Genomic DNA, 21,906 nt, shown 5'->3' on the forward strand with positions numbered 1-21,906 from the left:
AATCTTTAACTTTATAAAATAGGATTACATGCAATAATTCGTGAAATTAGATTTTGGATGATATTAATTCGTGTAAATTCGTGAAATTCGTGGCGAAAAATAAACAATTATTTTAGTCTGAAAAATCTAAAATCTAAAATCTGAAATCTGAAATCAAAAACGTATATTTGCCTTCTATTTTAATGTGCAAATGGAGAACGATAAAGAAAAAAACACAGCCGAATTTTACGAAAGATTAAAGGTAGAGTTAGATAACTCAAATACTTGGCCTGCAGAATATTTGTATAAATTTATAGTGCCTTCGGTTGACGATAATGTCGAGCGGGTTGAAAAAGCATTTGATAGTATGGGCGCCGTTATTAAAACAACAAAATCTAAAACAGGTAAATTTACCAGTGTTTCTGTAGATGTTACAATGCATAGTGCTGATCAAGTGATTAGCAAATACAAAGAAGTTTCTACTATAGAAGGTATAGTTTCATTATAAATTATGGTCGAAAAATATAAAAAAGAAGTCGCGAATGACGTTGTTTTTAATTTAGAATACAATTCTGAAAGACAGCGTTTACTTATTCCGGAATATGGTCGTCATTTGCAAAAATTGATCGATCAGGCAACTATTATTGAAGATGATGAAACGCGCAATAAAGCCGCGAAATACATCATTCAGGTTATGGGAAGTCTGAATCCGCATTTGCGTGATGTACCGGATTTTCAGCATAAATTATGGGATCAGCTTTTTATCATGTCTGATTTTAAATTGAATGTAGAATCACCCTATCCAATTCCGTCAAGAGATGTGCTGCAGTTAAAACCGGATGTTTTACACTATCCGCAAAATTTTCCTAAATACAGATTTTACGGTAATAATATCAAATATATGATTGATGTTGCCAATAAATGGGAAGATGGAGAAATGAAAAATGCATTGGTTTTGGTCATTGCCAACCACATGAAAAAATCATACCTGAGCTGGAACAAAGACACAGTAAAAGATGATGTGATTTTCGAGCATTTATTTGAATTGTCAGGAGGAAAAATCAATTTATTACAAAGCACAGAAGAGCTTTTAAATACTACTGATTTATTGCGTACCAACAAACGCATGTCGAACAAAATCACGCCACCGGGACAACCAAAAATCCAAAGCAACAAAAACAATAAAGGTCCGGGAAAACCAAAACCTTTTCAGAAAAATAATCAAAAGTAAAAAAAGGTACTATCCCGATAGCTATCGGGATTAAGATGCTAAGTTGCTAATTTTTTTAGCTCAGGATCTTAGAATATCAGTAACTCAAAGCCCTAAAAAACAAAAACAAAAATAAAAAGTTGCTAAGCAGCTAAATTACTGAGTTTTTTTACAAAGAGAAAAACTTAGAATCTTAGAACCTTAGTAACTCAGAAACTCTAAAAAAAGAATATGGGAATTTTTAAAATCGAAGGAGGAACTCCTTTAAAAGGAGAAATCACTCCGCAAGGAGCAAAAAATGAGGCATTACAAATTTTATGTGCCGTGCTTCTAACGGGGGATAAAGTAAAAATTAATAATATTCCCGATATTATTGACATCAATAAATTAATCACCTTGTTGGGTAATTTAGGAGTTAAAATTCAACGCAATGAACCGGGTTCGATTACGTTTCAGGCTGATGAAGTTAATGTTGGATATTTAGAAACCGAAGCTTTCAAAAAAGAAGGAGGAGCGCTTCGTGGTTCTATTATGATTGTTGGACCGCTTTTGGCACGTTTCGGAAAAGGATATATTCCTAAACCGGGAGGAGATAAAATTGGCCGTCGCAGATTAGATACGCACTTTGAAGGTTTTATTAACCTTGGAGCAAAATTCAGATACAACAGAGAAGATCACTTTTACGGAGTAGAATCTCCAAAAGAAGGACTTAAAGGAACAGATATGTTGCTTGATGAAGCATCAGTAACAGGAACAGCAAATATCGTTATGGCTGCTGTTTTGGCAAAAGGAACAACCACAGTTTACAACGCAGCTTGTGAGCCTTACTTACAGCAATTGTGTAAAATGTTGAACTCAATGGGAGCTAACATTACAGGTGTAGGATCTAACTTATTGACTATCGAAGGTGTTGAAAGCCTTGGAGGATGTGAGCACACAATCTTGCCTGATATGATCGAAATTGGTTCCTGGATTGGTCTTGCGGCTATGACAAAAAGTGAAATCACGATCAAAAATGTAAGCTGGGAGAATTTAGGTTTGATTCCTAATACTTTCAGAAAACTAGGAATTACAATCGAAAAACGCGGAGATGATATTTACATTCCTGCTCACAAAGACGGGTATGAAGTAAAAACCGATATCGATGGTTCTATTTTAACAATTGCCGATGCACCATGGCCAGGATTTACACCTGACTTGTTGAGTATCGTTTTGGTTGTGGCTACACAAGCAAAAGGCGATGTTTTAATTCACCAGAAAATGTTCGAAAGCCGTTTGTTTTTCGTGGATAAATTAATCGATATGGGAGCAAAAATTATGTTATGTGATCCGCACAGAGCGGTGGTTATGGGGCATAATTTCGAATCTCAGCTAAAAGCAACAACAATGTCATCTCCTGATATTCGTGCGGGGATTTCATTATTAATTGCAGCTTTATCGGCAAAAGGAACAAGCACAATTCAAAATATCGAACAAATCGATCGTGGATACGAGCGTATCGACGAGCGTTTAAGAGCAATTGGAGCTAAAATCGTGAGAGCGTAATAAGAGTTAGCCACGAATTACACGAATTACACTAATTTTTAATTTTTGAAATTCAATGGCGAAAAAAATAGTCTCAAATGACAGATGAACAAAAAGCTGTAAAAGCTACTATATTTAGTATAGTTGGAAACACCTGCTTAGCCTTGGTAAAAGGCCTGGCAGGTTTTTTTGGCAATTCTTATGCCTTAATTGCAGATGCGATCGAGTCTACTGCCGATATATTTTCGTCTTGTCTGGTGTTATTCGGAATCAAATATTCCAATAAACCTGCAGACGAAAACCATCCTTATGGTCACGGTAGGGCAGAACCTTTAATAACCTTTTTGGTTGTTGGTTTTTTAATCACCTCGGCAACCATTATTGGGTACGAAAGTATTGCCAATATCCAGACTCCACACGGATTACCAAAATCATGGACATTGTATGTTCTGGGTGTAATTATTGTCTGGAAAGAATATTCATATCGTTTGGTAATGAAGCGTAGCAAAGAAACCAATAGCTCTTCGTTAGCCGCCGACGCATGGCACCATCGTAGTGATGCTATTACATCAGTAGCAGCGTTTATTGGTATTTCGATTGCGCTAATTATGGGAAAAGGGTATGAATCAGCAGATGATTGGGCGGCGCTTTTTGCTGCTTTTTTTATCTTATATAACAGCTATAAAATTTTCAGACCTGCGCTTGGGGAAATTATGGATGAAAATCTGAACGATGATTTAGTCGAAGAAATCAGAATCGAATCCCTAAAAGTGGTCGGTATCCTTGGAACCGAAAAATGTTTCATCCGTAAAGCCGGAATGAAATATCATGTCGATCTTCATGCTATTGTATCGGCAAAAATTTCGGTAAAAGAAGGCCACGATTTATCACATAAACTACAAGATACCCTAAAAGAAAGAATTCCTGAATTGGGTAATGTCCTGATTCATATCGAACCGGATGATTATCATTAAAAAAAGGTTCAAAGTGGCAAAGGTTCAAAGTGGCAAAGGTTCAGAGGGACAAAGGTTTTGTTTTAACTTTAGAAAGATTGAAATATAAAAAAAATCCGTTTATTCTTTTTCAAGGGTAAACGGATTTTTTTTTATAATAGCTTGTTATTTTGGGTGAAGTCCAGAATTTCTCAAAGCATATACCTTTGTAACTCTGAACTTTTGATCCTTTGTGCCTAGATTAGTCTAACACATTTAGAATCTTCAGCCCAAACACAACACCATTTTGCTGAATGCCGCCTTGATAAGAATGAACATAATCTACTCTGAACAATTTAAATTTTCCGAATCCTAAATTGTCTAAACCAGCCGTAAATTCTGTGTAAGGCTTTCTGTTCGGAATTGCCAAAGAATGAAACCCAAGATTCATGGTAGATTTTAAAAGATTCAATAACGGGATTTTATTCATAATAAATCCCTTGTCGTTGTGTTCCAAATGCATTTCGAAATAACTGTCATTGGTGCTATTGGCATAATAGGGCATTAAATTAAAAACATTCAAATAACGTTCGCTTGTTCCTATATGAGTCTGGTTTCCGTTAAAATGTCTGTAATCGATAAATGAAATATTTTCGGCATTAAAGAATTTTCCTGCTCTTAAATTCATTCCCAGAGTTCCTTTATTGCCTAATGATAAATCATAAACAACAGAAGCGCCAATGCGTTCAAATTCGTATTTTTTCTCGCTGGCAGCAAATGCTTTTTCGAAAGCTAAAAAAACCGTTGGATATTTATCATTTTTAATATTATATCTGCCGTCAGGTCTTGAAATGTATTTGTTGCCAAAGTTAATTCGGGTACTTATTGCAGCTTTAAATAAGTGATGAGGATCAAAAGCCGGCGTTGTAAAATCATTTGGTGCCAACGGATTATTAGAAGAATAGATGTCATCTTTTTTAAAGAAAGAATAATCAGTGGTATTAAAGAGAGGTTTTCGTTGCTCGTAACCCGCTTTTCCAAATAAATTTACGCCATTTAGGATGTTTTGTGAATAGCCAATCTGGGCATATTCCAGATTATACAATTTCATGTAATTATCCTTAAAAAACAAAGAACTTACAGAATTGACCAGCTTACTTATAGGTTCGAAACTATTAAATTGAGCTACTTTTGTTCCTCCTGATATATTAATCGTTGCGAAATTTATATTGTTGAATTTATGCGTAAAATCTCCGGTAATTCTAAAACGCTCATCTGAAAAACCATAATTAAAAGTCGTGCTTATAGAAGTGCTTTTACCTTCGTCTTCATTCCATTTTTTAAACGAGAAACCAGAATCTAAATTAAATCCCTGAACGGTATTAAAACTTAAAGAAGCGATGTTTAATAATCCTTTGTAATCAAACGAATATTTTTTGAAAGTGTTTTTATAATCATAACCCATTAAAATATCGGTGACTTTAAACTTATTGTTTTTTGTGTCTACCGAATCTATGTATTTTTGAGATTTTCTAATGGTCTGCAAACTGTCTTTTTTAGTATAATCAGTGCTTTCTTCAATTGTTAGCGGAATTGGTCTGATCTGATTCCAGAAAGCGTCATCTTTTTTGTTGGCATTGGCTTCAAAAGCAACAATTTCATTTCCAAAAGTTTTCTTTTCAAAAGAAGCTGGAAACTCATAATTAGAATATACATAATTAAATTTCCCCGAGAATTTTACGCCAAAGATACCAGCATTAAAATCGAGTGTTTGAGCATTTTTTGTCCAGATTTTATTTTTTGTATTGTAACTAAAGCTTTGTTTTAGAGTCATGACTTCAGTAAATTCATTCTTCATTCGATACCCTTTTATATCTAAATCAAGGGCGTAAATGGCAAAACTATCGTCGACAATATAAATATACCCTTCAAAAACAGGTTCTTTATCGCGTTTTGGTATGACTTTAATTTTATAAACCTGTTGGTTGTTATCATCATAAAATGTTCCTTCGAGCTTGTATTTGTAATAGCTGAAAGCATTATCAGCAATAGGAGAGATGAGCTTAACATCAAAGTCAAGCGTGTTATCATAAAAATCATAAGTCGATAACGAAGCGGTGTTATAGCTATATCCTTTATTGTTTCCGGAAATTTTCGAAGCGACAATTTTCTCCTTTAATTTGTCAGGTTTTTCAAAAGTAATTTTAGAAATAGTTTCAGATAAATACAAAATTCCGGTTCCTGTAGAATCCAGATTGGATGCCATATCCTGACCAAGATCTACTTTTTTACCCAGAATTTTTTTAGGTAAATCCTTAACTTTAAACATTCCTTTCGAATAAAAATCGGCAGTATATCTTCCGGTTTTGTCTGAGTTGTCTTTTTTTTCTGCTATAGCATTCCTTATAATAGCATCAGCAGGATTTTTTTTAGGATCAATTACAACTTCGTTTAGAGCAAAGCTTTCTTCAGCCATTTTTACATCCAAAACTATTGTTTTTGAATCTCCCGAAACAGATATCTTTTGAGTTTTGAAACCCAGATATTGAAAAACGATTTTGTTTTTACCAACTTCTTTTATGTTAAGCTGGTATTTTCCTTGTTCGTTTGACGTGGTTCCGCTATAAGTGTTTTCTTCAAATACAGAAACAAAAGGCAGCGGGTTTCCTTTTTCGTCGGTTATAGTTCCCTTTATTTGGGCAAAATTGGAGATTGAAAAAAATAAAAAGGCAAGTAAAGTATAGTTTTTCATGAAAGTGGTATATCTAACAAAAATAGAATAAGTTAAAAATGAGCTTATTAAAAAATTGTTAAATAAAGACTTACAAGAAAGATTGAATGGCGAGATTATAACTTTTTAGTCCAAAGCCTAAAATTACTCCTTTTGCATTGCCGGATAAATACGATTGGTGCCTGAAACTTTCACGGGCGTAAGTATTCGAAATATGCACTTCGATTACGGGTGTTGTTACTGCTTTAATGGCATCTCCCAAACCTATTGAGGTGTGTGTATAAGCGCCGGCATTCAAAATAATTCCGTCATAAGTAAAACCGAATTCCTGAATTTTTCCAATCAGTTCGCCTTCGATATTACTTTGATAATACGACAGCTCGATATTGGGATACGTTTTTTGCAACGTTTCAAAATAATCTTCAAAGGTTTGACTTCCGTAAACTTCGGGTTCTCTTTTTCCTAAAAGATTCAAATTGGGTCCGTTGATTATAGCGATTTTCATATTTAAGTTATTTTGAAAAAACAGTTAGATATTTTTAAACCATATAAGTAATGTAAGTTTAGGTAATCTAATTTGTTATTTATTTTTTATTGATATTGAAATTGATATTGCAATTGTAATTGATTTTTGCAATTGATATTGAACTTGGTAAAAATAAAAAAACCGTTCTAATTAATAGAACGGTTTTTATAAAAGTATGTGATATATTTTTTTAGAACATAAACCCTGCTGAGATCTGGAATACAGAGTTTTTAACATCTGCATTTTTAGAAGCTTCTGTCAATCCTAAACCATAACGACCTTGTAAAAAGAAGTTTTCAGTAAGTTTTACTCCTAAACCGGCATTTACACCAAATTCAAAAGTTTCACCATTTTTAACATCAAAATCATTTCTTTCACTTACTAAGAAAGAAGCCTGTGGTCCTACTTCTAAACTAAATGTATTATTTAAATAAAATTTAGCCATTACCGGAATGGAGATGTACCCTAGCTCATTTTTAATATCTCCACTTACATCATCAAATTTATAAGATGCACCTGTTGTAGAGTATAAAAGCTCTGGTTGAATAGAAAATTTGTCTAGTAATTTTATTTCAGCAACCAAACCAGCATGGTAGCTAGTGATACCTTCTTTGTCAATTTGATCTGGAAAATCTCCAGTTTGACTTGCAAAGTTAACCCCTGCTTTAACTCCAAGTTTCAATAATTGTGCCTGAATTGTAGCTGATGTTGCCATGAACAAAACAGCCGCTAAAATTATTTTTTTCATAAAAGTGTTTTTTTAAAATTTGGTATTTTTTAACGTTATCTATTAGTCAAAACTACATTATTTTGATTTTATTGTTTTATATATTGGTTTAAATAATTAATAAAATTCGCACTCATTTTCGCTTTTTACGGTTGTTATTTGGTGTTTTTGCCTTTAATCCTTTGAATTTCAGTTTTTTGTTTCTTTATGAATTCTGTCTTATTTTAATACTTTTCAGTCTTCTCTTGGGCTTTTTTTAACAAGTATAAGATTAGTTTTATGAAATAATAATAAACAAAAATTGTAAACATAAAAAAAATATTTTAGCTGCTATTGCAGTAATGACAGTTGGTTTTGCAAGCGCACAAGAGCAAACTAAAAAAGGAAAATACCTTATTGAGGGTAATACTTCTTTTGGCGCGAGAGGAACTGGTAACACAGGTTTTGCACTAAATTCAGAAGATGGTACAACTTCTTGGAATATTGGAGCAGAAGGTGGTTACTTCGTTATGGATAATTTAGCGATAAAAGCTGGTTTAGGGTATGGTGATGAAGGAGGAGATTACGGTACTTCTAAGTTCTCTTATAAAGTTGGAGCAAAGTATTATGTAATCAACAAAATTCCTTTTGAGCTTTCTTACACTGGAGCAAGTATTAAAGATGCAGATGAAAACGCTTCTTATTTAGGAATTCAGGGAGGATATGCATGGTTTATTGGAAATAACATTTCTATTGAGCCAGGCGTTCGTTACAACGTAACATTAAATGATAATTTTGGTACAGGTAAAGATGTTCTTCAATTTACTATTGGTTTTGCATTGCATTTCTAATACCGGAATTATAATATTTTTTAAAAGCCTTCCTAATTATTTAGGAAGGTTTTTTTGTTTGTGGTTTAATTTACAACAAATAAAAGTTTGTTCGTTTGCTTTTAATGAGTTTAACTGTCTAATTACCACTTTATTTGTTAAAATGCAAGTTATTTTTTGTGAAGTATATTTTTATATTTGAACATTAAATTTAACCAAAACAAATTAAGATGAAGAGAATTATTTTAGCTGCTATAGCAGTAATGGCATTTGGATTTACTAATGCACAACAAACAAGATTTGGAATAAAAGGAGGTCTTAACCTTTCAACAGTAGTTGGTGGAGATGTTGATGATACTAAATCATTAGTTGGTTTTCACGTTGGCGGTTTTGCTGAAATTCATGTTGTAGAGAAATTTTTTATTCAACCAGAACTTTTATTCTCAACGCAGGGAAGTAAATTTGATGGTTTTGGAGGAGATTACGATTATAAATTGAATTATTTAAATATTCCGGTTTTAGCAAAATATTATATAGTAGATAAAAAATTTAATGTTGAAGCAGGACCACAATTAGGTGTTTTATTGTCTGCAAAACTTGATGGTGAAGATATTAAAGATTATACAAGATCAGTAGATTTTGGTTTTAACATTGGAGCGGGTTATAGTTTTACTGATAATCTTTCAGTAGGTCTTCGTTATACTATTGGTTTATCTCCTCTTTCAGATAAAGATATTGATAATGAAGATGATTATTACAATAGTGCTAAAAACAGTAACCTTGCGTTATCTCTAGCTTATAAATTCTAATTTTAAGAATTAATTAATCTCAAAAACCTTTCTGAATTTCAGAAAGGTTTTTTTATGCTCAAAATTTTCATAATAAGAATTTACCACCCAAAATTATAGTATCTGATTTATTCTGGTTTTTAATAAGTATATTTCTATATTTGGCGAAATTAATCAACCAAAAAAATAAAATGAAACAAGTTATTTTATCTGCAATTGCAGTTATGGCATTTGGCTTTACAAATGCACAAGATGTTAAATATGGTCTTAAAGGTGGCCTAAATATTTCGAACTTTACAGGAGATACAGATGGAGCTAATTTAAAATCAAGAACAGGTTTTAATGTTGGAGGGTTTGTAGAAATAAAAATTTCTGAAAAATTTTCTATTCAGCCGGAACTTCTGTACTCTACTCAGGGAACTAAAATTGCAAATATTGGAGATTACTTAGACGATGAATTTTTTACGGGAGATATTAATTTTAATTTATCCTATATAAATGTGCCGGTGATGTTTAAGTATTATGTAGCAGAAAAATTTAGTATCGAAGCTGGTCCACAAATTGGATTTTTAACTTCTGCAAAGACAAAAACAAAACTGGATGGATTTAGTCAAACCGTTGAAGATGATGTTAAGGATAGTTTCGAATCAATCGATTTTGGATTAAATTTTGGGGCAGGTTATGAGTTTACAGAGCATTTTGGAATAGGGGCAAGATATAATTTAGGATTAGCGAATATCGCAAAAACCGAAGCAGGTGATGATACTAAACTTCATAACAGTGTTTTTTCATTTTCTGCAGCTTATAAGTTTTAAATATTTTATTGAAAATATTTAAAAAGCCTTCCTGAATCAGGAAGGTTTTTTTTGTAAGAAAAATATATTTTTAATAAGATTTTGCGCCTAGTTACTACAAAAAATGTTAAAATACAAATAATTTTTTGGTAAGTATATTTCTATATTTGCCATCGAATTAATTTAACCAAAACAAATAATAATGAAAAAAGTTCTTTTATCTGCAGTTGCAGTTATGGCATTTATGAGTGTTAGCGCTCAAGAAACAAGATTTGGAGTAAAAGCTGGTGCAAACTTATCTACTTTTACAGGAGATGTTGATGATGCAAAATCGTTAGTTGGTTTTCACGTTGGCGGTTTTGCTGAAATTAAACTTACTGATAAATTCGCAATTCAACCTGAGATTTTATTCTCAACTCAAGGTTCAAAACAAGAAGGTAGTGATCTTTTTGGCTCATATGAAAATAAAGTAAATGTAAGCTATTTAAATATTCCAGTAATGGCAAAATATTATGTGGCTGAAAAATTTAGTCTTGAAGCAGGTCCGCAAATTGGATTTTTACTAAGTGCTAAATCAAAGTATGAGGAAACTGTAGATGGTGAAAAATATTCAGAGGATATAGATGTAAAAGATGGTTTCGAATCAATTGATTTTGGAGTAAACTTTGGTGCTGGATATGATTTTACTGAAAATCTTTCTGTAGGTTTACGTTATAATCTTGGTTTATCAAATATTAATAAAAACGAAGAAGGCGATAACGCAAAAGTTAAAAACAGCGTTTTCTCTTTATCTGTAGGCTACAAATTCTAATCTAATTAGATAATTTCATACTTAAAAACCTTCCTGATTCAGGAAGGTTTTTTTATGCTTAAAAATGTTTTACTTTGTAAGTATGAATTGGAGCCGATACATCAAAGATTATCAATCGTATTTACGAATCGAAAGAGGGTTGTCGAAAAACACCATCGAAAATTATGGTTTTGATATCGAACGATTGCGTCTTTTTTTGGAAACGAATCACATTGAAGTTTCTCCTTTAAAAATTAATGACGAAACGATACAGCAATTTATATATGCTGTTGCCAAAGAGGTTAATCCGCGTTCGCAAGCCCGGATTATTTCAGGCTTAAAAAGTTTTTTTAATTACCTGGTTTTTGAAGATTACAGAAATGATAATCCGCTGGAATTAATTGAAACACCCAAAACTGGCCGTAAATTACCGGATACTTTGTCTGTACAGGAAATCGATGCGCTTATTGCGGCTATTGATTTAAGTTCTAATGAAGGCGAGCGAAACCGCGCCATGTTAGAAACTTTATATGGTTGCGGACTCAGGGTTTCAGAACTGATTTCGCTTAAAATTTCGGATTTATTTTTTGATGAAGGTTTTATAAAAATTACCGGAAAAGGAAACAAAGAACGTTTTGTGCCTATTGGGAAATTGACTCAAAAATACATACAGATTTATCACAAGGAAGTTCGTGTAAATCTAACCATAAAAAAAGGTCACGAAGATACTTTGTTCCTGAACCGAAGAGGTAACCAGCTTACGCGAGCTATGATCTTTACGATTATCAAAGATTTGGCGGTAAAAATTAGTTTGCATAAAAGTATTAGTCCCCATACTTTGCGTCATTCATTTGCTACTCACTTACTTGAAAATGGCGCCGATTTGCGATCGATTCAGTTAATGTTGGGGCACGAATCTATTACAACGACTGAAATTTATGTGCATTTGGATCGAAGTTTTCTAAAAGAAGTCATGCATTCTTATCATCCCCGAAAATAATTTTTTTGCTATTAGAAGTTATTTTAAGTGAAAATTTAATATATTGTGATGTATTTTCTACTAAAGGCAGATAAGATCGACAAACAGCGCTTTTATTGTTTTAAATGTTATTTTGATCACTAAATTTAAGTAAAAATAAGTAGCATATGGTTTTTGATTTATACGGAAGTGAGGACTGCTTAGAGGTGAATAATTTTTACAAGAAGTTATTTGCAGAAATGCCTGATTTGCTTTTTCACTTTGTTATTGATTGCGATAATAATTATACTTTTCCTCTTGTCAGTAAATCTGCTGATGAAATTTTTGAGCTTACCGCCGAAATGTTTTCAAGTGATCCTAAACTCATTATCTACGATAGAATTTTTCCTCAGGATCGCGATTTCTTTTTTGATTCCTTAGTCAAAGCACGAAGAGACATAAAACCCTGGGAGATTGAATTTAGGGCTGTTCTTCCAAAAAAGGGATTGCGTTGGTTTAAAATTTCTTCTAAAACCGAATTGTCTCCTGCGGATGGTTGCGTTAGTTTTTATGGCCATGTTTCTGATATTACAGAATTGAAAGATAAAGAAGAAAAGCTGCGTATATCCGAAGAGCGTTTTCAGTTTGCTCTTGAAGCTTCTACGGCCGGAATCTGGGATTGGGATATGGTGACCAATAATGTTTTTTATTCTTCGTTATCGCTTAAAATTCTGGAACTCGAATCGACTGATATTTTTGATGATCCGGAACGCTGGGATAAAATTGTGCATCCGGATGATTTGCCCAAATACTATTCGGATATTCAGGAACATTTTGACAATAAGATTCCATATTACGAAAATTACCATCGTGTAATGACTTCCAGCGGTAATTATAAATGGATTCTGGATCGTGGAAAAGTGATCAAAAGGGATGAGAACGGAAAACCATTACGTGTTATTGGTACGCATACCGATGTTTCTTTACAAAAAGAAAAAGAGTTAGAGCTTTTGAAAACCATGAAATTATACAGCGATCAAAACAGCCGACTGGTAAATTTTTCGCATATCGTTTCGCATAATCTAAATACACAGGCGGGCAATATAAAATCGATTTTGGACTTTATTGATGCCGATATCGAGCGACAAACTGTAAATGAGATGCTGGAACATTTAAGAACTGTTTCTAATGACTTAAATGATACGATTTCAAATTTAACCCAGATTGTAAAAACGCAAAGCAATATTAATATTGCGGTTGTACCCTTAAAACTTTGTGATTATATCGACAAAACGATCTCGACTATAAAAGGGTTTGATAAACAAAAGAATGTCACGATAATAAATAATGTTCCGAAGTACTTGACGGTTAATTTTAATCCGGCTTATATGGAAAGTGTTTTGTTGAATTTTGCAACAAATGCCATAAAATACGCGCATCCTGATCGTGATCCTGTTATTGTGTTTGATTTTTCGATTGAACCCGAAGGACATAAATCTTTAAAAATTACCGATAACGGATTGGGTATTGATTTGAATGTATATGGTGATTTGTTATTTGGAATGTATAAAACATTTCATAAACATCAGGAAGCCCGCGGAATTGGTTTGTATATAACCAGAAATCAAATTGAAGCTATGAAAGGGACAATTTCTGTTGAAAGCGAGGTTGGAGTAGGGACTAGTTTTAAAATCATCTTTAACGATATTTGAAATCATAAATTGATATAAATAATAAAGGCTATCTGTAGAAGATAGCCTTTATTATTTTATAGTGTTTAGAGATTACTTCGCAATATTCACTGCTCTTGTTTCTCTAATTACTGTCACTTTTACCTGACCCGGATAAGTCATTTCGGTTTGGATTTTTTGTGAAATTTCGAAAGATAAGTTGGCTGCATTATCATCAGAAACTTTTTCGCTTTCTACAATTACGCGAAGTTCTCTACCAGCCTGAATTGCGTATGCATTTTTTACACCGCTAAAACCGTAAGCCACTTCTTCAAGGTCTTTCAAACGCTGAATGTATGAATCTAAAACCTGACGTCTTGCTCCTGGTCTTGCTCCTGAAATAGCATCACAAACCTGAACGATAGGAGAAAGTAATGATTTCATTTCGATCTCGTCGTGGTGAGCTCCAATAGCATTACAAACTTCTTCTTTTTCACCATATTTCTCCGCCCATTGCATACCTAATAATGCGTGAGGTAAATCACTTTCAGTATCCGGCACTTTACCAATATCGTGTAGTAAACCTGCTCTTTTTGCCAGTTTTACGTTAAGGCCTAATTCGGCTGCCATGATACCACAAAGTTTAGAAACCTCTCTGGAGTGTTGCAATAAGTTTTGTCCGTAAGAAGAACGATATTTCATTCTACCTACTACTTTTATTAATTCAGGGTGTAAACCGTGAATTCCTAAGTCGATAACCGTACGTTTACCAACTTCGATAATTTCGTCATCGATTTGTTTGGCTGTTTTAGCGACAACTTCTTCAATTCTTGCCGGGTGAATACGTCCGTCAGTTACCAATTTGTGCAATGACAAACGCGCAATTTCTCTACGAACAGGATCAAAACAAGAAAGAATAATAGCTTCTGGTGTATCATCAACAATGATTTCTACTCCGGTTGCAGCTTCAAGCGCTCTAATGTTACGTCCTTCACGACCAATAATTCTACCTTTTACATCATCAGATTCAATGTTGAAAACAGATACGCAATTCTCAACTGCTTCTTCAGTTCCAACTCTTTGAATAGTGTTGATGATAATTTTTTTAGCTTCTTGTTGTGCTGTAAGTTTTGCCTCTTCAATTGTATCCTGAATATGAGACATTGCTTTGCTTTTGGCTTCAGCTTTTAAACCTTCAACCAATTGTTCTTTTGCTTCTTCTGCAGAAAGTCCTGAAATAACTTCAAGTTGCTGCAATTGACTTTTGTGTAATTTGTCAACTTCAGCTTGTTTTTTGTCTAAAACTTCAATTTTGTTATTGTACTCGTTTGTTTTAGCTTCAAAATCGTCGTTAACTTTTTTGGCTTTAGAAAGTTCGTTAGAAATTTGAGATTCTTTATCGCGAACTCTTTTTTCTACTTCGGCTACTTTTTTATCTCTGGCTAAAATTACTTGCTCGTGCTCAGATTTCAATTCAATGAATTTTTCTTTTGCCTGAAGAATTTTATCTTTTTTAATGTTTTCGGCTTCTAAATTAGCATCTTTTAAAATTGAAGAAGCTTCTTTTTTTGCGTTCTTGATTAGATTAGAAATATTGCTTTTTTCGATAATTTTAGCGATTGCAAAACCTGCCGCAATCCCTATAATACCTGAAATAATGATCGTTATTATGTCCATGTTTGTTAAAATTTATATATAAAAAAAGCCTACATTAATTGCTTGAATAAACTCGTAAAGACAAGTTTTGAGCTAACTCACTGTTCAAGTTTCCTTGCCGAAGCATGGCATACTATAGTAGCGAAGATTCACTCACTTTAATTTGTTAGTGTTGAGTTTACCAATTGTGAACTAATGTAGGCAGTATCTTAGTTTCTGTAAAGAACGTTTAATTTTCGAGATATTGATCTAATAGCGAATTTAATCTTTTAATTCTTTCGATGGTTTCTTCGCCATCGATTGCGTTATCAATTTGTTTTTGTTCTACTTGTGATGCAAATTGCAAGGCACACATCGCCAGAACATCTTGTTTGTCACGAACCGCGTAACTTTCTTCGAATTGCTTGATCATAGCATCAATTTTTTTTGAAGCACTTCTAAGTCCTTCTTCCTGAGTAGGTTCTACCGTTAGCGGGTAAACTCTGTCTGCAATTGATATTTTAATTCTTAGCTTTCCGTCCATGTCTTTCTAGTCTGATAGTTGTGCTATACAGTAATCAATTTCGCGAATTAATGAATTTATTTTAAGCTTTGTCTCTCTCTTGTTATTGTCGCTGCCGAGCAACGAATTGGCTATTTTAAGTGTATCATATTGCTTTTTCAAAGCCTCCATTTCTTCAGATTGTTTCTGGATAATTTGCGCAGCTTTGGCTAGTTCTAATCGTAATACCTGATTATTTTTTTCTAAGGCTTTTGACTTCTCAAAAAGCTTTTCGACTTTATATTCAAGAGTATCAATTATTTCTGCAATTACACTCATTGTAAATCCTATTCATTACTTAATCATACAAAGTTAGTATTCCTTTTTATTAATGCAATTTTTTATCGATTTTTTTACATTAAAAATAACCAATTAAATGAAATTCAATCAATTGTATTTTTGTAGCTTTTTACTCGGTTTTGGCCTCTTAATTTTTTATCTTAGCAAAAATGTTGCTTATGAAATTCTCACTACTTGCCTTGTTTTTTTGCCCTTTTATTTTTGCTCAAACGCAATATCCAAAGAACGGTTTCCGCCCGCCACTTGATATCCCGATGCAGCTTTCCGGTAATTTTGGGGAGCTAAGGCCCAATCATTTTCATGCAGGGTTCGATTTAAAAACCAATCAAAGAGAAGGATTAAGTGTGCACGCAATTGCTGAAGGATACGTTTCGAGAATAAAAATTTCGACGTTCGGAAACGGAAAATGTATTTATATAACACATCCAAATGGGTATACTTCAGTTTACGGACATTTACAAACTCCTGTTGGTGAAATTCAGGAATATGTAAAAAAAACGCATTATAAAGAAAAAGCATATGAAATAGAAGTGTTTCCCAAACCTTTTGAATTACCTGTTACAAAAGGGCAAATAATTGCGCTTTCCGGAAATACAGGTTCTTCTGAAGGGCCGCATTTGCATTTTGAAATTCGCGATAGCAAAACAGAATTTGTGATTAATCCGATGTTTTTTGGATTTGATCAAAATATTAAGGACACCAAAAAACCAACGCTGTCCAGTTTATATGTTTATCCTTTAGATAATGCAACGGTTAATCAGTCCAAACAACCGCTGTTGGTGAATATGACCCTTCAAAAAGACGGAACTTATCTAGCAGGAAAAGTTAAAACAAACGGAAAAATTGGTTTTGGAATTAACGCGGTTGATAATGATGATGTTTCTCATAACAAAAATGGAGTTTTTAATGTTTCCACTTTTTTAAACGGAAATCAAAATTATAATTATCAGTTTAGTACCTATTCGTTTGACGAAATGCGTTATATCAATGCTTTTATTGATTATTCAAGATATAAAAAGACAAGTCAGCGTATTCAGAAACTTTTTATGAAAACGCCTTTTGCATTAAGTATTATTAGAACAGATTCAGAACGCGGTATAATTTCGGCTCAACCCGATCTGGCTTCGACTTATCGAATTGAAGTTTCTGATTATTTCGGAAATCACAATTCAATTACAGTTCCAATTGAGTATGATACTGCAACACCGCCCGTGCAGGCAGAACCTGTTACATCAAAATATTTTGTCAGATATAACAAGGACTCCAATTTCGAGAAAGATAATATGTCGGTTTTCTTTCCGGCAGGAACTTTCTACGAAGATTTTAATATGAATTTTGATGTAAGGAATAACAAAGTTTATATTCATGATGATACAGTTCCGGTACATTCAAACTTTACCATTACTATTAAGGACAGTACTTATCCTGAATCTTTGCGTGAGAAATTGTATATCGGGAAAGGTACCAGTTATAACGGAACATTTAGAAAAGGAGACGTTTTTACTGCCAAAGCTAAAATACTTGGTCAATACGGTTTGGTTCTCGATACAATTGCTCCGGTTATTAAACTTGCAAAACCTGTTGAAGGAAAATGGATCAGTGACCAGAAAAAAATCGATTTTACAATTAGCGATTCCTCATCTGGTATAAAATCATATAATGGATATCTGAACGGAAAATGGGTTTTATTTGAATATGAAAATAAGGCCAGAAGAATTACGCATACTTTTGATGATGAATTGTTGCTGGAAGGAGAAAACGATTTAAAAATAGAAGTCATTGATAATGTGGGTAATTCTGCTATCTTTGAAACTCGTTTTTTTAGAAGTCAACAAAAATAAAACCAAAGCGATTGAACCATAATAAGCTACTATTCGTTTTTCTTTTTTTATGCATTACGTGTTTTTCGTTTGCTCAAAATGCTCGTGTCAAAGGTGTTATTTTAGATGATCATAACCGTCCTGTTCCAGATGTAAATATTGCCTCTTTAGGTATTACGAAGCAATCTGATGCCAATGGTTTTTTTGAAATCAGTGTGCCTTCAAATAAAAAGTTGTCACTGATTTTTACTCATATTTCTTTAAAAATGATGAGCCTTACAGTGAGTTTAAAACCAAATGAAGTTTTTGTTTTTAATCCCGTTATGAGTAGTTCAGAGGAGCAAATGGGAGAAGTTTTTGTTTCTTCCAGAAATAAAAAGCGAGTTCAGGGAATTGCAACAATTGATGCCGCTACCATTAAGAAAATTCCAGGCGCAAACGCAGGAATTGAAAATATTCTAAAAACATTGCCTGGCGTAAATTCAAACAATGAACTCAGTACACAATATGCAGTTCGTGGTGGTAATTACGACGAAAACTTAGTGTATGTAAACGAAGTTGAAGTCTATCGTCCGTTTTTAATTCGTTCCGGACAACAAGAAGGATTGAGTTTTACCAATACCGATTTAGTTCAGAATGTTGATTTTTCGGCTGGAGGATTTCAGGCCAAATTTGGAGATAAATTATCTTCGGTTTTGGATATTACCTATAGAAAACCAACTCAGTTTGGTGCTTCGTTAGAAGCCAATTTATTGGGCGGAAGTATTTCTGTTGATGCCGTTTCTAAAAATAAAAAATGGTCGGCGGTAACGGGTGTTCGTTATCGAAATAATAGTTTACTGGTCAATAGCCAGGATACACAAACCAATTATACACCTACTTTTGCCGATATCCAGACCAATATAAATTATGATATTTCGGATAAATGGCAGGTGAGTTTTTTGGGAAATATTTCTCAGAATAAATATTTGTATCAGCCATTAACACGCGAAACAAAATTTGGAACAATCGATCAGCCCATGTCGCTGGCGGTGTATTATGAAGGAAGAGAACGCGATCAGTATGATACTTATTTTGGTGCTTTAAAAACAACTTATAAAGTTTCGTCAAGTTTAACTTTAAAATTTATAGGCTCACTGTTTCATACTATAGAGGAGGAGCATTTTGATATTTTGGCACAATATCGATTAGGGAATGTAGCGGAGGAAGGACCAACTCAGGTTGATTTTACACGCGGAATTGGTTCGCAACTTAATCACGCCAGAAACGATCTTGATGCTTTGATCGCAAATGTAGAAATTAAAGGTTTTAAAGAATGGAAAAACGACAGTCAATTAGAGTTTGGTCTAAAATATACCAGAGAATCGATTCGTGACAGAATTGTAGAATGGGAAATGATTGATTCAGCTGGATTTTCTATTAATCCTCCAATTGTTATTTTGCCTAAAAACAATCAGCCCTACCAACCTTATACAGGACCTCTTTTGCCATATCAGGATGTTCGTGCTACAAATTTTAATACCATCAACAGGTTTTCGGGTTATGCCCAATACAATAAAAAATCAGAACTGGGATCTAATCAGATTTGGTATAATGTAGGTGCACGTTTCCAGAGTTGGGATGTTTCAGGTGCTGTCGTTGAAGGAAAAAATCAAATTGTGTTCAGTCCGCGTGCTCAGTTTGCCATAAAACCCGACTGGGATATGGATATGGTTTTCAGGCTTTCGGGAGGATTATATCATCAGCCGCCTTTCTATAGAGAACTTCGAGATCTGGATGGCGTTGTGAATCCAAACGTAAAAGCTCAGGAATCGGTACATATTGTTTTGAGTAATGATTATAATTTTAAAATGTGGAACCGCCCTTTTAAATGGGTGACGGAATTTTATTATAAATCACTTTCAGATGTCAATGTATATTCGATCGATAATGTGAGAATTCGTTATATCGCCAATAATAACGCAACTGCCTATGCGCAAGGTCTTGATTTTAGGCTGAACGGAGAATTTGTTCCGGGAACTGAATCCTGGATTAGTTTTGGTTATTTAAGAACTGAAGAAAATTACGAAAACAAAGGATATATCGCCAGGCCAACAGATCAGCGTTTGAAGTTTGCCATGTTGTTTCAGGATTATATGCCAAATATCCCAAGTGTAAAATTATATCTTAATCTGGTTTATAATACAGGTTTGCCTGGTGGGGCTCCGGCCTATTCTGATCCTTATTTGTATCAAAACCGATTGAACGATTATCGTAGGGTAGACGTTGGTTTTGCTAAAGTTTTTGTAGATAATAGTACTAAAGTGGCAAAAGCAAAATGGTTGAAAAACTTTAAGGAATTATCTCTGGGATTAGAGATTTTTAATCTTTTTAATAATCAAAACGCAATAACCAATACATGGGTTCGTGATGTGTATTCTAAAAATCAATACGCTATTCCGAATTATATGACTTCGAGAGTTTTTAATATTAAGCTCAATGCGCGGTTATGACAGGCAAACGTGAAAAGAGAAAAAAGATTTTTTACGTGCCAGGAATAATATCTTTGGTTTTTATTCCGTTGTTATGTTTGTATTCTTGGTGTAGAAAAGATGTCTTTAAGAGCGAGGGATATATTGATGTCTATTTTTCTGAAAAGTCCCTTGCCAAGTCAAATTTGGAATCTATTAAAAGAAATTATCAGGTTTTTAATTTTAATAGTTCTGAAATTTTAGAATCTAAAGGCTTAAAAAATCTTCAGGCTGTTTTAAGGAAGATGAATCGTGAAAATGATACTATAAATGGTGTTCAGATTCATTTGGGAAATAAAATGGCTTATGAAGTTTATGTTAGAATTTTAGATATTTTAGCAATTGAACAAATGCCTACTTACCAACAATATAACAATGATTTTTTTGTTTTAATATTGCCGAAGCCGAAGGTTGATAAAAATTTACGAGAAATAACTCCCATTACATGTGGTTATGGGAAGCTAATAAAGAGTTTATCTTAAAAGAACGGAAAGAAAAGCAATTTCAATATGTTTTGGCGCTGTATAAAAAGTATTGGTATCTTTTTCTAGCTTATCTGGGAATCGTAGTTCTCAACATCTTTACCTTAGTAAAATTCAATAAAACGAAATAATACAATCAAAAATACTATATTTGATATCCTAATATAATTAGCATACATGAAAAAATCTTTAACCTATATAGCCTTGGCAATCGTCGGAACATTAGTGAGTTGTAAAGACGAAGTTCAGAAACCGAAAGTGATTTATGATGCAGCCAACAAATCAAATGTGGTATCCAAAACAGATTCTACACAGATTGAAATAGCCGATTTGCCTATTCAGATGGAAGGAACGAGTTATTTAATTCATCCTGTTGGCGATTTACGCGTTTTCGAAAAAGGAACTAAATCCCGATATGGATCTTCGAGTGTAAACGATGTGAGCTTTACAATTTCGAATTTAGGCGAATATGAAATTACGGGATATTTACAGAATTTAAAATTTCAAAAAGTAGATTCAGATTCTATCCGTCCTTTAACAGATAAACCGGCTTTGATCTTGACGGCTACATATTTAAAGTCAGTTGCAGATAGAACCCAAAACCAGATTATGGTATATACTCTGGCGGATTCTGATACCAATAAAGACGGTAAAATTGATTCAGGAGATATTAAAACATTATATCTAAGCAGTATTAGTGGAGAAAACTTCACAAAGATTTCCGAAGATTTTCAGGAATTAATAGATTGGAGTTTAGTAGAATCTAAAAGCCGTTTATACTTTAGAACAATAGAAGATACCAACCAAAACGGACAATTCGATAAAAACGACGTTTTGCATTATAACTACATTGATTTAGGATCTAAAAAATGGGAGGTTAAGAGTTATAAACCTATTTAAAGTTTCTAAGCTACTAAGATTCTAAGTTGCTAAGATTTTAAAATAAAAGAAAAGGCCCTTTAAAAAATAAGTAATTTAATTTTTAAAGGGCTTTTTCTTTTTACGATAAAAAAGAACCGTTAGGCTCGGCCAATATTGTAGAGCTGGACTTCAGTCCAGTTTAGCTTAGCGATTTAAAAAAAAAATGAATTTCGTTGTAATCAACACAATCCGTTGCGACTAGAATATAAATCATTTTAATATGTGTAATCGGTGGCAA

At 33.4% G+C, this 21,906-nt stretch carries 20 protein-coding genes; 14 read left to right on the forward strand and 6 right to left on the reverse strand.

Going from position 1 to position 21,906, the window contains the following annotated elements; genetic code table 11:
- Positions 1-190 precede the first annotated feature (190 nt).
- The 4 genes from GIY83_RS24035 to GIY83_RS24050 all read left to right on the forward strand — a co-directional run bounded on the left by GIY83_RS24035 (position 191) and on the right by GIY83_RS24050 (position 3,687).
- Positions 191-487, forward strand: coding sequence for a DUF493 family protein (locus GIY83_RS24035; protein ID WP_017498101.1), 297 nt, complete (start codon positions 191-193; stop codon positions 485-487).
- Between the two features lie 3 nt (positions 488-490).
- A complete protein-coding gene (locus tag GIY83_RS24040; RefSeq protein ID WP_194616807.1) occupies positions 491-1,210 on the forward strand; it encodes a DUF4290 domain-containing protein in 720 nt (239 codons plus the stop codon).
- A gap of 210 nt (positions 1,211-1,420) precedes the next feature.
- On the forward strand, positions 1,421-2,734 hold the full coding sequence (murA, locus tag GIY83_RS24045; RefSeq protein WP_208683876.1) for a UDP-N-acetylglucosamine 1-carboxyvinyltransferase: 1,314 nt from the start codon (positions 1,421-1,423) through the stop codon (positions 2,732-2,734).
- Positions 2,735-2,811: 77 nt separating this feature from the next.
- Positions 2,812-3,687, forward strand: a complete 876-nt coding sequence (locus GIY83_RS24050; RefSeq protein ID WP_208683878.1) for a cation diffusion facilitator family transporter — start codon at positions 2,812-2,814, stop codon at positions 3,685-3,687.
- Positions 3,688-3,907: 220 nt separating this feature from the next.
- Here GIY83_RS24050 and GIY83_RS24055 read toward each other — a convergent pair whose 3' ends face one another.
- From GIY83_RS24055 to GIY83_RS24065, 3 genes are all read right to left on the reverse strand, one after another.
- The gene (locus GIY83_RS24055; protein WP_208683880.1) at positions 3,908-6,397 is read right to left on the reverse strand and encodes a DUF5686 and carboxypeptidase regulatory-like domain-containing protein; all 2,490 of its coding nucleotides are present in this window, start codon (positions 6,395-6,397) and stop codon (positions 3,908-3,910) included.
- Positions 6,398-6,467: 70 nt separating this feature from the next.
- Positions 6,468-6,881 carry a type II 3-dehydroquinate dehydratase gene (gene aroQ, locus GIY83_RS24060; protein ID WP_194616803.1) on the reverse strand — a complete coding sequence of 138 codons (414 nt, stop codon included), beginning with the start codon at positions 6,879-6,881 and terminating at the stop codon, positions 6,468-6,470.
- A 211-nt stretch (positions 6,882-7,092) separates the two neighbouring features.
- The gene (locus tag GIY83_RS24065; protein WP_194616802.1) at positions 7,093-7,650 is read right to left on the reverse strand and encodes a porin family protein; all 558 of its coding nucleotides are present in this window, start codon (positions 7,648-7,650) and stop codon (positions 7,093-7,095) included.
- A 320-nt stretch (positions 7,651-7,970) separates the two neighbouring features.
- On the opposite strand from GIY83_RS24065, the gene GIY83_RS24070 reads away from it, so the two are divergent.
- The 6 genes from GIY83_RS24070 (at position 7,971) to GIY83_RS24095 (ending at position 13,480) form a co-directional block, all read left to right on the forward strand.
- Positions 7,971-8,459 carry a hypothetical protein gene (locus tag GIY83_RS24070; protein ID WP_208683883.1) on the forward strand — a complete coding sequence of 163 codons (489 nt, stop codon included), beginning with the start codon at positions 7,971-7,973 and terminating at the stop codon, positions 8,457-8,459.
- 209 nt (positions 8,460-8,668) lie between these two features.
- Positions 8,669-9,247, forward strand: coding sequence for a porin family protein (locus GIY83_RS24075; protein ID WP_208683885.1), 579 nt, complete (start codon positions 8,669-8,671; stop codon positions 9,245-9,247).
- Positions 9,248-9,417: 170 nt separating this feature from the next.
- A complete protein-coding gene (locus GIY83_RS24080; RefSeq protein ID WP_208683886.1) occupies positions 9,418-10,041 on the forward strand; it encodes a porin family protein in 624 nt (207 codons plus the stop codon).
- Between the two features lie 181 nt (positions 10,042-10,222).
- Positions 10,223-10,831, forward strand: coding sequence for a porin family protein (locus GIY83_RS24085; protein WP_208683887.1), 609 nt, complete (start codon positions 10,223-10,225; stop codon positions 10,829-10,831).
- An 82-nt stretch (positions 10,832-10,913) separates the two neighbouring features.
- On the forward strand, positions 10,914-11,810 hold the full coding sequence (gene xerD, locus GIY83_RS24090; protein ID WP_194616926.1) for a site-specific tyrosine recombinase XerD: 897 nt from the start codon (positions 10,914-10,916) through the stop codon (positions 11,808-11,810).
- Between the two features lie 146 nt (positions 11,811-11,956).
- A complete protein-coding gene (locus tag GIY83_RS24095; protein WP_208683888.1) occupies positions 11,957-13,480 on the forward strand; it encodes a PAS domain-containing protein in 1,524 nt (507 codons plus the stop codon).
- Between the two features lie 72 nt (positions 13,481-13,552).
- Here the strand turns inward: GIY83_RS24095 and rny are convergent, their stop codons facing one another.
- From rny to GIY83_RS24110, 3 genes are all read right to left on the reverse strand, one after another.
- Positions 13,553-15,115: a ribonuclease Y gene (gene rny / locus GIY83_RS24100; RefSeq protein WP_055091880.1), complete on the reverse strand. Its 1,563-nt coding sequence runs from the start codon at positions 15,113-15,115 to the stop codon at positions 13,553-13,555.
- A gap of 208 nt (positions 15,116-15,323) precedes the next feature.
- Positions 15,324-15,617, reverse strand: a complete 294-nt coding sequence (locus tag GIY83_RS24105; RefSeq protein ID WP_041516860.1) for a cell division protein ZapA — start codon at positions 15,615-15,617, stop codon at positions 15,324-15,326.
- 6 nt (positions 15,618-15,623) lie between these two features.
- Positions 15,624-15,914 (reverse strand): hypothetical protein, encoded by a 291-nt coding sequence (locus GIY83_RS24110; protein WP_065451073.1) that lies wholly within the window; start codon positions 15,912-15,914, stop codon positions 15,624-15,626.
- A 179-nt stretch (positions 15,915-16,093) separates the two neighbouring features.
- On the opposite strand from GIY83_RS24110, the gene GIY83_RS24115 reads away from it, so the two are divergent.
- The 4 genes from GIY83_RS24115 (at position 16,094) to GIY83_RS24130 (ending at position 21,647) form a co-directional block, all read left to right on the forward strand.
- Positions 16,094-17,776 (forward strand): M23 family metallopeptidase, encoded by a 1,683-nt coding sequence (locus tag GIY83_RS24115; RefSeq protein WP_208683889.1) that lies wholly within the window; start codon positions 16,094-16,096, stop codon positions 17,774-17,776.
- Positions 17,777-17,787: 11 nt separating this feature from the next.
- Positions 17,788-20,247: a carboxypeptidase-like regulatory domain-containing protein gene (locus tag GIY83_RS24120; RefSeq protein ID WP_208683890.1), complete on the forward strand. Its 2,460-nt coding sequence runs from the start codon at positions 17,788-17,790 to the stop codon at positions 20,245-20,247.
- A complete protein-coding gene (locus GIY83_RS24125; protein WP_208683891.1) occupies positions 20,244-20,747 on the forward strand; it encodes a hypothetical protein in 504 nt (167 codons plus the stop codon). The genes GIY83_RS24120 and GIY83_RS24125 overlap by 4 nt, the downstream gene beginning before the upstream one ends.
- 177 nt (positions 20,748-20,924) lie before the next feature.
- Positions 20,925-21,647, forward strand: a complete 723-nt coding sequence (locus GIY83_RS24130) for a hypothetical protein (RefSeq protein ID WP_194616794.1) — start codon at positions 20,925-20,927, stop codon at positions 21,645-21,647.
- Positions 21,648-21,906: the final 259 nt, after the last annotated feature.

The organism is Flavobacterium sp. SLB02 (genome assembly GCF_009664855.1).
In the GTDB taxonomy this organism is placed as follows: domain Bacteria; phylum Bacteroidota; class Bacteroidia; order Flavobacteriales; family Flavobacteriaceae; genus Flavobacterium.

Coding starts and splice junctions, on each gene's coding strand:
- GIY83_RS24115 (WP_208683889.1), top strand. CDS start 16,094: ATGAAATTCTCACTACTTGCCTTGTTTTTTTGCCCTTTTATTTTTGCT.
- aroQ (WP_194616803.1), bottom strand. CDS start 6,881: ATGAAAATCGCTATAATCAACGGACCCAATTTGAATCTTTTAGGAAAA.
- xerD (WP_194616926.1), top strand. CDS start 10,914: ATGAATTGGAGCCGATACATCAAAGATTATCAATCGTATTTACGAATC.
- GIY83_RS24110 (WP_065451073.1), bottom strand. CDS start 15,914: ATGAGTGTAATTGCAGAAATAATTGATACTCTTGAATATAAAGTCGAA.
- murA (WP_208683876.1), top strand. CDS start 1,421: ATGGGAATTTTTAAAATCGAAGGAGGAACTCCTTTAAAAGGAGAAATC.
- GIY83_RS24095 (WP_208683888.1), top strand. CDS start 11,957: ATGGTTTTTGATTTATACGGAAGTGAGGACTGCTTAGAGGTGAATAAT.
- GIY83_RS24065 (WP_194616802.1), bottom strand. CDS start 7,650: ATGAAAAAAATAATTTTAGCGGCTGTTTTGTTCATGGCAACATCAGCT.
- GIY83_RS24050 (WP_208683878.1), top strand. CDS start 2,812: ATGACAGATGAACAAAAAGCTGTAAAAGCTACTATATTTAGTATAGTT.
- GIY83_RS24070 (WP_208683883.1), top strand. CDS start 7,971: ATGACAGTTGGTTTTGCAAGCGCACAAGAGCAAACTAAAAAAGGAAAA.
- GIY83_RS24055 (WP_208683880.1), bottom strand. CDS start 6,397: ATGAAAAACTATACTTTACTTGCCTTTTTATTTTTTTCAATCTCCAAT.
- GIY83_RS24130 (WP_194616794.1), top strand. CDS start 20,925: ATGAAAAAATCTTTAACCTATATAGCCTTGGCAATCGTCGGAACATTA.
- GIY83_RS24080 (WP_208683886.1), top strand. CDS start 9,418: ATGAAACAAGTTATTTTATCTGCAATTGCAGTTATGGCATTTGGCTTT.
- GIY83_RS24105 (WP_041516860.1), bottom strand. CDS start 15,617: ATGGACGGAAAGCTAAGAATTAAAATATCAATTGCAGACAGAGTTTAC.
- GIY83_RS24085 (WP_208683887.1), top strand. CDS start 10,223: ATGAAAAAAGTTCTTTTATCTGCAGTTGCAGTTATGGCATTTATGAGT.
- GIY83_RS24125 (WP_208683891.1), top strand. CDS start 20,244: ATGACAGGCAAACGTGAAAAGAGAAAAAAGATTTTTTACGTGCCAGGA.
- GIY83_RS24075 (WP_208683885.1), top strand. CDS start 8,669: ATGAAGAGAATTATTTTAGCTGCTATAGCAGTAATGGCATTTGGATTT.
- GIY83_RS24035 (WP_017498101.1), top strand. CDS start 191: ATGGAGAACGATAAAGAAAAAAACACAGCCGAATTTTACGAAAGATTA.
- rny (WP_055091880.1), bottom strand. CDS start 15,115: ATGGACATAATAACGATCATTATTTCAGGTATTATAGGGATTGCGGCA.
- GIY83_RS24040 (WP_194616807.1), top strand. CDS start 491: ATGGTCGAAAAATATAAAAAAGAAGTCGCGAATGACGTTGTTTTTAAT.